Below are 12,394 nucleotides of genomic sequence, written 5' to 3' on the forward strand. Positions count from 1 at the left end.
TTGCCAGGAGATCGCCGCATGTCGACACATCGCATAACCCTTCGCCGTCCAGATGACTGGCATTTGCATTTGCGTGATGGCGATATGCTGAAATCGGTGATTGGCGAGACGTCCGAACATTTTGCCCGTGCGATCATTATGCCCAATCTGGTGCCGCCGGTGGTCAAAACCGATGATGCGGTGGCGTATCGGGATCGTATTACTGCCGCCATCCCGTCTGGCCATGATTTTACCCCGCTGATGACGCTCTATCTGACCGAGGGCAGCAATCCCGATGATATCGAGGAAGGTTATAAGGCCGGGGTGATCACGGCATTGAAGCTTTATCCGGCCGGGGCGACGACCAATTCCGACAGTGGTGTTCGTGATTTTGACAAGGCAATGCCTGCGTTGGAACGTATGGCCGAGCTTGGCATTCCGCTGTGTGTCCACGGCGAAGTCACCGATGCGGATGTTGATATTTTCGACCGTGAAGCGGTGTTTATCGACCGGGTTCTGGACCCCTTGCGCAAGCGGGTGCCGGACTTGCGGGTGATTATGGAGCATATCACCACCGAAAACGGTGTCGCATATGTCAAGGCGCACGACAAGAACCTTGGTGCGACCATCACCACCCATCATCTGATCATTAACCGCAATGCCATTCTGGTTGGTGGCATTCATCCGCATATGTATTGCCTGCCCGTGGCCAAGCGTGAAAAGCACCGCTTGGCGCTGCGTGCGGCTGCAACATCGGGTGATACGCGCTTCTTCTTGGGTACTGACTCAGCCCCGCATACCGATGAACGCAAGGAAAGCCCGTGTGGCTGTGCCGGTATCTTTACCGCCAATAACACCGTGCAATTGCTGGCGCATGTGTTTGAGCAGGAAGACGCGCTTGATAAGCTCGAAGGCTTTGCGTCGCTGAACGGCCCGCAGTTTTATGGCCTGCCGCTGAATGGCGACAAGATCACGCTGGAAAAGCGCGCCGAACCGGCCAAGTTCGCCGAAAAGATCGAAACGGGCGAAGGTCCGGTGACGGTGTTTAATCCGGGCTTTGACGTGTTTTGGCATTACGCCTGATCAACGGCGATCAATCCATATAAAAGGCGGCTCCAATGTGGGCCGCTTTTTTGTTGTGTGGTCGGCTGGGGCAGGGTTACCCGCTCAAATCAACGGTGCCGGGGGTGGTATTGAGGCCAATTGTGTTGCGGTAGCTTTCGGCTGCGGCGCTGGCCTGTGATGCGATCATGGTCGAGATATTCTTTGAGGCACCCTTGGCGACGTTAAAATCGGCGGCAGAGCTTCCCGGCACCGATGCCGCGCGCGAAATGGCGGCCTGATTGGCAATGGCGGCAACGCCTTCCAATCCCTGAAGCGGATGGATGCTGACTTTCCCGCCGGTGGCATAAAGCCGCCCGTCCGGCCCCGCACTATAGCTATAGCTGATCATGCCGGCATTGGCCCCGGCCAAGGTCTGATGGCTTTCTTCTTCGGTGCGAACGATGGCATCACGCGCACTTAATTCCTGAATAATCTCGCGTTCGCTGGCGGTTAAAATCGCCGGATTGGATGTTGGTTGTCGTGCGCTTTGGGGTGTCGCTTCGCGCTCCTGCTGCTGGCGTTCGGCCGGGCTTCGGGTGTCGGTTTGCTGGGATGCGGCTTCGCCGTCAATGTCACGCGGATCAAGTTGCTGAATGATGGTAACGACCGAGGCGGCACTTTGGATCGGCGCAGTTTGCTGTGGCGGTGGTGGTGCAGGTGCAGGTGGGGCTTGTGGCACGGCAGGTTGCCCGTCAGCGCCTTGTCCAGTCGCACTTTGCCCCGTAGCACTTTGGCTATTGAATGCTTGCACGGATGTGGTTTGCGTTGCTTGTTGATAGGATGGCGGTGACGATGCAGGCGGCAGCGGTTTCGGGGCGTTTGAGGCCAGCGGCACAATCGCAACGGCGGCGGGCTGGGTCGATGGCGCAACGGTATTGGTTCCGCCCGATCCATTGACCGTCGGTTGGCTCCCGGAGCCGGGCAGGGCGCGTGTGGCTATGACTTGGCCAAGTTGCCCACCACTTCCGGGGATAACCTGTATGGCACCTGCCTGTATCATGGGGCCATTATAACCCAACCTTGGGTTAAATGTATATAAGGCCGATGGGTGAAATGCCTGACTTAACCAATTGATTTTGCGTCTGGGGCGATCACGTTGGTTTGATGTGACTGTGTCTATGGGGCAAGGCTATCAATGGTTTTTGCGAAAAGCGGTTGGAAGCTTGCTGCATTCACGTTGGAATATGGTGTCGATAATGCGTGTCTCGATCTTCATGGTTTTGGTTTTGTTGCTGTGCCCCGGCGTTGCGCGCAGCGCACCTGATGCCGACCTTTGGTCCGATTGGCAGGCCCATGATCCGCAAAGCACCGACACGGTTGATCACAGCTTATGGCAGAACGTTCTGGATCGTTATGTTGTGGTGGTTGAACCCGGCGTTACCGCATTTGATTATGCGTCGGCCAAGTCAGGCGGTTATGACGCAATATCGGGCTATATCGCATCCATGGCGCAGGTTGGCGTTGATGATCTCAACCGTGATCAGCAATTTGCCTATTGGGTTAATCTATATAACGCCCTGACCGTGCAGGTGGTGCTTGATCACTATCCGGTCACATCGATCCGCGATATCGACATTTCGCCAGGACTGTTTTCATCCGGGCCGTGGGGCAAAAAGCTTATAACGGTCGAGGGCCGCATGCTTAGCCTTGATGATATCGAACATCGTATTTTACGCCCGATCTGGCACGACCCGCGCATTCATTACGCGGTCAATTGTGCGTCCATTGGCTGTCCGGCATTGGCGCCAAAGGCCTATGATGCAGACATTCTTGACGCGCAACTTGATCAGGCGGCCAAGGGTTTCATCAATCATCCCCGGTCTGTGCACCGCGATGGGGATGGGGCGTTTGTGCTGTCACAGCTGTATGATTGGTATCGGGATGATTTTGGCAAAAGTGATGCGGATTTCATCAGACATTTAACCCGTTATGCCGGGCCGGCGCTTGCCACACAGCTAAAGGCCGATGCGCCGCGTTTGGATATTGCCGGGTATGAATATGACTGGACGTTAAACGCCGCCGCCAAATGATGCATGGCGGGCAGGGTGCCAAACCGTCTTGGTTCAGGCGGCTTTGTGTGGTGCGCCGCCGTTGATCGGGCGCGATATGCCCCAATGTTTGCTGGTGCCATCAATGGATTTCTTGTGCGCGCCGACCGGCATGTCAGGGCGGTTTAGATTTACTTGTTCCATCGTGTGACGAACGTCACTGGCAGAAATGCCATCATAGCGCATTAATGTCTGCACGATCGGGTCGGCAAGCATATCTTCGACCGACAATTCCTGATCAACGTAACTCATCTGCTCATATCCCGTTTTTTGTTATTCGCAGTGTAGTGATATTGAAAGTCATTCGCAATTAAAAAGTTGTGTCTGAAGCATTTTTCTCGATCTTTCCGATTATGTTCTAGGTCATCATCCCAATCACCGTAAGCTATGCCGTCTTTACGGCGCGCGTTTGCAGGCGGGGTTTGACGTCGCTTGTTGGCCTTCATGCTCCGATAGGGGCGTTAACGCCACAGCTTCAAAGTGTTATGGGGGCAAAGCCCGTGCCGCTATTTTCTTGATTCTTTGATGCCTGACCTCTAACGCTGTAATCCGGTTTTATTGCCGTTGTTATAAAGCCCAATAAATATGGCAAAAACAGGCTCTGAAGATGACACGTCCGGGAATTCGCGAATATGTTCTGCTGCTGCTTTTGGCCGGTATGTGGGGCAGCTCGTTCACCTTTATCAAAATTGGCGTTCATGCCTATTCGCCACTGGTGGTTGCAGGCGGACGTTTGACGTTTGCCGCACTTGTGCTGTGGGGATTTGCATGGGTACGTAAATCCGAACTGCCCAAGGGTAAAAAAGCATGGGTTTCGACCTTTTTCATTGCCCTGATTGGTAACGCCATACCGTTCTTTTTGATCAGCTATGGCGAAACCCAGGTTGATGCCGGTCTGGCAGCCATTTTGATGTCCACCGTCCCACTGACGGCTGTGGTGCTTGCGCACTTCTTTACCGCCGATGAGAAACTGACACTTGGCAAGGTGGTCGGGATTATTCTCGGCACAATCGGGGTTGTTGTTCTGGTTGGGCCGGAAACCCTGTCGGGGTTGGGCGGTGAGTTCCTGTTCCAGTTGGCGATTTTGATTGCCGCAGTCGGCTATGCCGTGTCATCGCTGATCACCCGGAACCTGCGCGATCAGCCGCGCATTGGGTCAACGGCTGTCATCCTGACATTCGCATCCCTGATGCTGATGCCGTTTACATTGATCCTTGATCAGCCATGGACCATGACATGGGATGTCGAAGGCGCGCTTTCGATCATGTATCTTGGCGTGTTTCCGACCGGCATTGCGATGTTCTTGATCCTGCAACTGGTTGCCGCAGCGGGCACCAGTTTTCTGGTGTTTAATAACTATCTTGTGCCCGCAGTCGGGGTTTTGATCAGCTTCCTTGTTCTGGGCGAAGTGCCCCAGCCAACCGCGATCCTGGCGATGGTGATTATTCTTGCCGGGATTGCAGCATCTCAGGTGCGATTCACACGAAAATCGCTACGGGTCGAAAACAGTGATACACAAGGTGATCCGATTGCGCCGGTGCTGGAAAAAGACACCCTTGAAAAATCCAGTCAGGTCAGTACGAAAAGCCAAAATAAGCGATAAAAACCGAACTTTGTCGTCCAATGCGGACAGATGGGATTTGTCAATATTGTTTGTCGACGACAAACCTGATACTTTCCGCCTTTCTGGTCCGGCATGTGCTTGAAAACAGGTACGTGTCACGCCGATTGAATCATTTCAGATCAAGCGTTTAAGAGGTCACGGCCTTTGTCCACCAAAGAGACCAATTCCGAGAGCCGCGATATTTTCCCGGTATCCATCGAACAAGAAATGCGCCGAAGCTATCTCGATTACGCGATGAGCGTGATCGTCAGCCGTGCGCTGCCTGACGTCCGAGACGGTTTGAAGCCGGTGCACCGACGTATTCTGTACGCCATGCATGAAAACGGTTTTGACTATAACAAGCCATTCCGTAAATCGGCCCGTGTCGTCGGGGACGTGATGGGTAAATACCATCCGCACGGCGACAGCGCGATTTACGACGCGATGGTTCGTATGGCGCAAAGCTTCTCCATGCGCCTGCAACTGATCGACGGGCAGGGCAACTTTGGGTCCATGGATGGCGATAAAGCCGCCGCCATGCGTTATACCGAAGCCCGCATGGCCAAGTCCGCGCACTTCCTGCTCGAAGATATCGATAAAGACACCATCGATTTCCGCGACAACTATGACGAAACCACCAAGGAACCATCGGTTCTGCCAGCACGTTTTCCCAACATGCTGGTCAATGGTGCGGGTGGTATTGCGGTTGGTATGGCAACCAACATTCCGCCGCATAACCTTGGCGAAGTTATTGACGGCTGCATGGCCTATGTCGATGACCCGGAAATCACCATCGAAGGCCTGATGGAATTCGTCCATGGTCCGGATTTTCCGACTGGCGCGCTTATTCTGGGCCGTTCGGGGATCCATTCTGCATTTAAAACCGGCCGTGGGTCGGTAATCATGCGGGCCCGCACCAATGTCGAAGAAGTCCGTGCCAACCGCGAAGCCATCATCGTCACCGAAGTTCCCTATCAGGTGAACAAGGCGAGCCTGATGGAAAAGATCGCTGATCTGGTGCGCGACAAAAAACTCGAAGGCATTTCCGATCTGCGCGATGAGTCTGATCGTTCAGGCGTACGCATGGTGATCGAACTTAAACGTGATGCCAATTCGGACGTGGTTCTGAACCAGTTGTTCCGCTTTACCGCGTTGCAGACGTCGTTTGGCGTTAACATGCTGGCCCTGAACCGGGGCAAGCCGGAACTGATGAACCTGAAGGAAATCATTCAGGCATTCGTCGAATTCCGCGAAGAAGTCATTACGCGTCGGACCATCCACCTTCTTAAAAAGGCCCGTGATCGTGCCCACGTTGTCGTGGGTCTTGGGATTGCGGTTGCCAATATTGACGAAGTTATCCGACTGATCCGGGCTGCTGCTGATCCGACGATTGCGCGTGAACAGCTGATGGCGCGTGATTGGGCGGCTGGCGATATTGTGCCGTTGATCGAACTGATTGCCGATCCGCTTCAGGTGGGCTCGACCGATGGTCAGTATCGCCTGTCTGAAGCACAGGCCCGTGCGATCCTTGAGCTTCGCCTGCATCGCCTGACCGGTCTCGAACGCGATAAAATCGCGGCCGAATTGACCGAATTGGGTGAGAAAATCAAAGACTTCCTTGATATCCTGGCCTCGCGTGAGCGGAAGCTGACGATCCTCAAGGATGAGCTGACTGAAATGCGCAACGAGTTCGCCAACGAACGTCGTAGTGAAATTCAGGAAGGCGACTTTGAACATGACATCGAAGATCTGATCGCACGTGAAGACATGGTGGTGACCGTGTCTCATACTGGCTATATCCAGCGTGTTCCGCTTTCGACCTATCGCGCACAGCGTCGCGGTGGCAAGGGGCGCTCAGGCATGGCGACCCGCGAAGAAGATTTCGTTTCCAAACTGTTTGTTGCCAATACCCATACCCCGGTGCTGTTCTTTAGCTCCGAGGGGATGGTCTACAAAATGAAAGTCTGGCGCCTGCCGCAAGGAACTCCGCAATCGCGCGGCAAGGCCCTTGTGAACATGCTGCCATTGTCTGAGGGCGAATATATCACCACGGTTCTCCCACTTCCGGATGAGGAAGAATGGCCGAACCTGCATGTGATGTTTGCCACATCGACTGGGAATGTGCGCCGTAACAGTCTTGCCGATTTCGTGAATGTGAAATCGAACGGCAAGATCGCCATGAAACTTGAAGAAGATCGTGGCGACAAACTGATTGCGGTTCAGACCTGTACCGATGATGACGACATCTTGCTGACCACCCACAAGGGTAAATGCATTCGTTTCCGTGTGACGGACGTACGCGTGTTTACCGGCCGTAATTCGGTTGGTGTCCGTGGTATCCGTTTGGCAGACGAAGACGAAGTCATCGCGATGTCGGTTCTGTTTGGCAACCATGTTTCGATGGAAGAACGCGGTGAATATCTTTCGATCGCAGGTAAACTGCGTCGCGAAGAAATCACGGCGGATAGCCTTCCGCTCGAACTATTGTCCGAAGAACGCTATCAGGAAATTCTCAGCGGCGATCAGATGATCCTGTCTGTGACGGAAAACGGCTATGGCAAGCGGACCTCGGCCTACGAGTACCGTGTAACCGGTCGTGGCGGTCAGGGCTTTGCCAACATCGAAATGTCTGAACGTAATGGCGACGTTGCCGCGTCCTTCGTGATTGAAGAAGGCGACGAACTGATGATGGTCACCAATGGTGGCAAGGTCATTCGTATGCCAACCCATGACATTCGCATGGCCGGTCGTAAGACACAGGGTGTGACACTGTTCCGGACAGCACAGGACGAAGAAGTCGTTGCTGTTGAACGTTTGTCAAATCTTGGTGGTGATGACGAAATCGAGGGCGAAGAAGGTCTGATCGAAGGTGTCGCAGATGCCGTCGAAATCACCGATGACGCCGTGCCGACAAGAGCCGAAGATGCCGGTGATGCACCGGAATCCGATGGTGTGGACAGCGACGATTAATTGGAAGTTCGATGACTGAAATGTCTGCTACCGCCTCACGTATCGGGATTTATCCGGGCACCTTTGACCCGGTTACCCAGGGGCATATGGATATTATTCGTCGTGCGACCCGAATTGTGGACAAGCTTATTGTCGGCGTTGCGATCAACGCCGGCAAAGGTCCCATGTTCGGTGTCGACGAACGCTGCACATTGGTCGAAGAGGCTCTTAAGGCTGCGGGGGGCGAGGTTGCTGCCCGTACCTCGGTAAAGCCATTTTCTTCGCTTTTGATGCAGTTTGCCCAAGAAAACGGATCAAGCACGATCCTCCGTGGACTTCGGGCTGTTTCTGACTTTGAATATGAATTCCAGATGGCCGGGATGAATGCCCGGCTGTCCCCGGAAGTTGAAACCGTCTTTTTGATGGCTTCTGAAAAGCAGCAGTTTGTTTCTTCGCGCTTTGTGAAGGAAATTGCCCGTTTGGGGGGCGACGTTACTGAATTCGTCCCTGCCAACGTGCTCAAACGCCTGCATCAGAAGCTGGCAGAGGAAAAGGAATAACGCAGGCCATGCGTCTTATTCGTATTTTATCGCTATTTGTACTCGCACTAGGAATTGTAACCATGTCCAACGCAAACGACGCCGGTGCGCAGGACCTGGAAAACACGCTTTATCTTGATCTGAAAGATGGCCGCGTTGTAATCCAGCTTCGCCCCGACCTTGCGCCCAATCATGTGGCCCGTATTAAGGAACTGACCCGCGAGGGGTTCTATGATGGACTGGTGTTCCATCGTGTGATCGAAGGGTTTATGGCCCAGACCGGTGATCCTGATGGAAACGGCACCGGGGGCTCCGGCCAGAAACTCGACGCCGAATTTTCCAAGGGACATCACAGTCGCGGCACTGTTTCCATGGCCCGTTCGGCCAATCCGAACAGTGCAGACTCACAGTTTTTCATCTGCTTTACCGATGCACCGCACCTTGATGGCCAATACACCATCTGGGGGCAGGTGACCGAAGGCATGGAATATGTCGATATGATCAAGAAAGGTGCGCCTTGGGCCAATGGCTCGGTCGCTGATCCGGATCACATTATCAAAATGCAGGTTGCAGCCGACGCCAGCTAAGCGCGCGACCCGATCAATTGCAACCGAAAGCCGTCCCTTTGTGGGGCGGCTTTCGCGTTTTAGGGCCTGAAAGCATAAAAAGCGGGAAAATATGGAAAAGAGGTGTTGACCAGCGCCGCCTGTGCCATTAAAACGCGCTTCACCAACACGACGGGCCCGTAGCTCAGTTGGTAGAGCAACTGACTTTTAATCAGTTGGCCACAGGTTCGAATCCTGTCGGGCTCACCAAAAAACCTCTGAAACCTTTTCGGTTTCGGAGGTTTTTTCTTTTCCGGAACTTTTCAATCCTGCCGGGGCCAAGCACCTGTTTACCTTACGTTTTAATCAGGCGTTTGAAATGTCATTTGGGGGCTGTTTTTTTGATGGAAAAAACGCTCGGTTTTCGGAGCTTTTCTGCAGGCGGAATGGCAGGCATGCAATTTCCTTTAAAAAGGGGGGTTGACCGATGACGCCAGTCCCATTAAAACGCCGCTCACCAACGTTGAGGGCCCGTAGCTCAGTTGGTAGAGCAACTGACTTTTAATCAGTTGGCCACAGGTTCGAATCCTGTCGGGCTCACCATTTCAAAACCCCTGGAACCAAACGTTCCGGGGGTTTTGCTTATTCGGGCTTTGGCCCGCTTTATTTCCCCGTCTTTGTTGCCGTTTGTTTTGTCTGTAACGGCAATTGGCTGCGCACGAGGTGCGACGCTGATATGCACGAAAAAGCTGCAAAACTGTTCTGTTGCGATTGCATCGCAATTCTATTTCATGTAAAGAATGCAAATCATTTTCACCCGCACCGGAGCAGGGTCTCCGGTGATGATCACATATTTGATCGGAATAGACACATGCCTGAACCCGTAAATCCGCAGGTCACATCCGGTGATGCACAAGGCTCCCCGCAAAGCGTGCTGCAAAACCCGCCGGCGGCGACCGCCGATGTACCCGCGACCGGAACTCTTGCTGCGGACGGAACCGTATTGGTCGACCCAAGTACAGGGCTGCCGGTCGACACCACAGCTACGACCCAGACAAGCTTTCTTGGCGATGGTTTGATAGGGCTGCCGTTGATTGAGCAAGTGGACCGTGCGGGTGTTGTCGGCTGGGTTCTGGCGGCCATGGCCCTGATCGGGTTGGTGGTGTTCTTTTACAAACTTGTCGGGTTCCTGCGCCGTGGTGTGTTTGCGGACGGTTTCGTTGGTGATGTTGAACGCCACCTGATCAATGGTGATGAGGCCAAAGCCGCCGAACTGATGGCGCGCCGCCGTCATCCTGCGGCACGTATCGGGCTTTCGGGCATGAGCCTTTCGGTTGCGTCCCCGTCCGAGCGTGAAGCGGCATCTGATTTGATTGCTGCACGCGCACGCAAAGAGGTGGACGGCCTTAGCGGTGGTTTACGCATCATGTCGACCGTTGCGGTCCTAAGTCCGCTGCTTGGGCTTCTGGGGACCGTGATGGGCATGATCGACGCTTTCCAGAAGATGGAAGGGGCGGGAAGCCGCATTGATCCGTCGATATTGTCTGGTGGTATTTGGTTGGCACTTCTAACGACGGCAATCGGTTTGGTCGTGGCGATCCCGGCAACGGCGTTCCATATGTGGATGCAGGGCGTTATCAGCCGTACAGCGGCCGTTATGGAAGACGTCTGTACCATCGTGGTCAATCGCAATGAATTGTCGCACAAGGCACACGCACCGGCTTCCAACGTCGCAGAGCTGCGTCACGCAGCTGAATAGAAACCCATCCCGGATACGCCCTATGCAATTGCGTGAACGTAATCGCGGTTCTTCGCCGATGATCGGTCTGACGCCGCTGATTGATGTCGTCTTCATCCTGCTGATTTTTTTCATGCTGGCCTCAAGCTTCCTTGACTGGAAGGGCTTTGAGATGTCGGTGGCAATTACGGACGGGAAATCGACCAGTCAAAGCGATGTCCGCCCCGTGACCATCAATGTTGATGCAAACGGTAAGCTATCCCTGAATGGCGAAGCTGTATCTCTGAGTGCGCTGGCTCCGATGCTGGTGCGGGATCACGCCAACGCGCCGGTGCGCTTGCGCCCGATCAACGGGGTAAACTTGCAACATCTTGTCGAAGTGATGGATGCGCTGGGCCGGGGTGGCGTTACTGATGTGGATCTTGTGGAATGAAGCGCCGTATTCAGATTGCTGATGACAGTCCGGTTCAGGAACCGATGCTGCCCCTGATCAACATCGTGTTCCTGCTGCTGATTTTCTTCATGATTGCCGGCAGCCTGCAAAAGCTAGGGCCCTTTGACGTCAATCCACCAGCAAGCCAGACGGCGGAAATCCAGCCCGAAGACACCATCGTTCTATGGTTCGGCAAGGCGGGCGAGGTCGGCATTGATGATCAGAAAGGCACGCTTGAAAACCTGTCATCCTTCTTGCCGGTTGATTATATCGGTCGTCCTGTGGAAATCCGCGCTGATCGTGAAACAGATGGCGTAAAGGTCGTCGCATTGCTTAAACGGTTGCAGGAACTTGGCATCGATAAAGTGCAGTTGATGACCGCGATGGAAGCCGAACAGGAATGATATGTCAAAACGCGTAGATTTCCTGATTGCAACCGGGCTGACCGGGCTTGTTCTTGCCGGGGGTGTCGTCTTGGCGATGCCTGATCCACAGCCGTCTGGCTGGGGCGGGGCGGGGTCTATTCAAAGTATCAGCATCTCGCTTGGTGCCGGGCAGGCAACGACGGGTGAAACCGAAACAGATCAGCAGGCTGCCGATTCTGTCGAAAGCCGTATGGCCGAAGAACCGGTTGAAGAGGTCGAGCCGGAACCAGAGCCCGAACCCGAACCAGTGGTCGAGCCGGAGCCGGAATCAGAACCCGTCGCAGAACCTGAGCCAATTGCCGAACCAGAACCGGTCGTCGAAGAAGTCGTCGAACCTGAACCGGTGCCAGAACCGGAACCCGAACCTGAAATCGTTGAGCCAGAGCCAGAGCCGGTCGTGGTTCAAAAACTTGCCGATGTGCTGCCGGTCCAGATGAAGCCAAAGCCGCCGGTGAAAAAGGTCGAAGCCCCCAAACCGCAAAAGGCACCGGCACCAACACCACCCGCCGGGGCAACCAATTCCAGCCACTCCGAAGGGACGGTTGGCGAGGTCGCGCAAAGCCAGGCTGCCAGTTCATCAAGCGGCAGTGGTGGCGGGGCCGCCAGCCGGGCAGCCATGGTTGATTATAAATCGTCGGTCGTGCAGATGCTCAACCGCTACCGCGAGTATCCCGAACGGGCAAAACGCCGCCGGATCGAGGGCCAGAACAGCATCCGTGTTGTGATCGCCAAGGATGGATCGATTGAAGTGTTCGAGATGATTTCAGGCAGCGGATCAAAACTGTTGGATCGGGAAACCCAACGCATGATCGAACGCGTCAAACAGTTCCCGCCCTTTCCCGAGCACATGATCGAAGAACGGATCACGCTGACGATTCCTGTGATCTACAATATTCGTTAATGCGATAGATGCCCTGTGGCACCCTTGATAGGGGCGACAGTTCTACGTCTAACATCTGCACGGTAAAACGACGTCAGGCGCAAGGAGGACGTTCCTTGCGCCTGCTTTGGGATGCTGATGGATTTGGGCC

Annotated in this window: 12 protein-coding genes and 2 tRNA genes; 12 read left to right on the forward strand and 2 right to left on the reverse strand. The window is 54.4% G+C overall.

The features are described 5' to 3' along the window. The first annotated feature begins 18 nt into the window (after window positions 1-18). The gene (gene pyrC, locus COO92_RS16635; RefSeq protein ID WP_101303920.1) at window positions 19-1,062 is read left to right on the forward strand and encodes a dihydroorotase; all 1,044 of its coding nucleotides are present in this window, start codon (window positions 19-21) and stop codon (window positions 1,060-1,062) included. 76 nt (window positions 1,063-1,138) lie between these two features. Here the strand turns inward: pyrC and COO92_RS16640 are convergent, their stop codons facing one another. Further along, complete coding sequence (locus COO92_RS16640) at window positions 1,139-2,083, reverse strand: putative metalloprotease CJM1_0395 family protein (RefSeq protein ID WP_101303922.1); 945 nt, start codon at window positions 2,081-2,083, stop codon at window positions 1,139-1,141. Window positions 2,084-2,279: 196 nt separating this feature from the next. Between COO92_RS16640 and COO92_RS16645 the strand changes: the two genes are divergently transcribed. Beyond that, window positions 2,280-3,113 (forward strand): DUF547 domain-containing protein, encoded by an 834-nt coding sequence (locus COO92_RS16645; protein WP_240626480.1) that lies wholly within the window; start codon window positions 2,280-2,282, stop codon window positions 3,111-3,113. Between the two features lie 33 nt (window positions 3,114-3,146). On the opposite strand, the gene COO92_RS16650 is transcribed toward COO92_RS16645, so the two are convergent. Then, the gene (locus COO92_RS16650; protein WP_101303924.1) at window positions 3,147-3,383 is read right to left on the reverse strand and encodes a hypothetical protein; all 237 of its coding nucleotides are present in this window, start codon (window positions 3,381-3,383) and stop codon (window positions 3,147-3,149) included. Between the two features lie 355 nt (window positions 3,384-3,738). Here COO92_RS16650 and COO92_RS16655 point away from each other — a divergent pair, with 355 nt between their 5' ends. From COO92_RS16655 to COO92_RS16700, 10 genes are all read left to right on the forward strand, one after another. Beyond that, window positions 3,739-4,734: a DMT family transporter gene (locus COO92_RS16655; protein ID WP_101303926.1), complete on the forward strand. Its 996-nt coding sequence runs from the start codon at window positions 3,739-3,741 to the stop codon at window positions 4,732-4,734. Window positions 4,735-4,899: 165 nt separating this feature from the next. Beyond that, window positions 4,900-7,704 carry a DNA gyrase subunit A gene (gene gyrA / locus COO92_RS16660; RefSeq protein WP_101303928.1) on the forward strand — a complete coding sequence of 935 codons (2,805 nt, stop codon included), beginning with the start codon at window positions 4,900-4,902 and terminating at the stop codon, window positions 7,702-7,704. A gap of 11 nt (window positions 7,705-7,715) precedes the next feature. Next, window positions 7,716-8,243: a pantetheine-phosphate adenylyltransferase gene (coaD, locus tag COO92_RS16665; RefSeq protein ID WP_101303930.1), complete on the forward strand. Its 528-nt coding sequence runs from the start codon at window positions 7,716-7,718 to the stop codon at window positions 8,241-8,243. Window positions 8,244-8,305: 62 nt separating this feature from the next. Next, complete coding sequence (locus tag COO92_RS16670; protein ID WP_101303932.1) at window positions 8,306-8,809, forward strand: peptidylprolyl isomerase; 504 nt, start codon at window positions 8,306-8,308, stop codon at window positions 8,807-8,809. A 152-nt stretch (window positions 8,810-8,961) separates the two neighbouring features. Next, window positions 8,962-9,037: transfer RNA gene (locus COO92_RS16675), tRNA-Lys, on the forward strand. A 257-nt stretch (window positions 9,038-9,294) separates the two neighbouring features. Continuing rightward, a tRNA-Lys gene (locus COO92_RS16680) sits at window positions 9,295-9,370 on the forward strand. Window positions 9,371-9,638: 268 nt separating this feature from the next. After that, window positions 9,639-10,526: a MotA/TolQ/ExbB proton channel family protein gene (locus COO92_RS16685; protein WP_101303934.1), complete on the forward strand. Its 888-nt coding sequence runs from the start codon at window positions 9,639-9,641 to the stop codon at window positions 10,524-10,526. 22 nt (window positions 10,527-10,548) lie between these two features. Then, window positions 10,549-10,938 (forward strand): ExbD/TolR family protein, encoded by a 390-nt coding sequence (locus COO92_RS16690; protein WP_101303935.1) that lies wholly within the window; start codon window positions 10,549-10,551, stop codon window positions 10,936-10,938. After that, window positions 10,935-11,342, forward strand: coding sequence for an ExbD/TolR family protein (locus COO92_RS16695; RefSeq protein ID WP_101303937.1), 408 nt, complete (start codon window positions 10,935-10,937; stop codon window positions 11,340-11,342). The genes COO92_RS16690 and COO92_RS16695 overlap by 4 nt, the downstream gene beginning before the upstream one ends. A 1-nt stretch (window position 11,343) precedes the next feature. Then, a complete protein-coding gene (locus COO92_RS16700) occupies window positions 11,344-12,264 on the forward strand; it encodes an energy transducer TonB (RefSeq protein ID WP_101303938.1) in 921 nt (306 codons plus the stop codon). Window positions 12,265-12,394 lie beyond the last annotated feature (130 nt).

It is taken from the genome of Thalassospira lohafexi (assembly GCF_002844275.1).
Classification (GTDB): Bacteria; Pseudomonadota; Alphaproteobacteria; order Rhodospirillales; family Thalassospiraceae; genus Thalassospira; species Thalassospira lohafexi.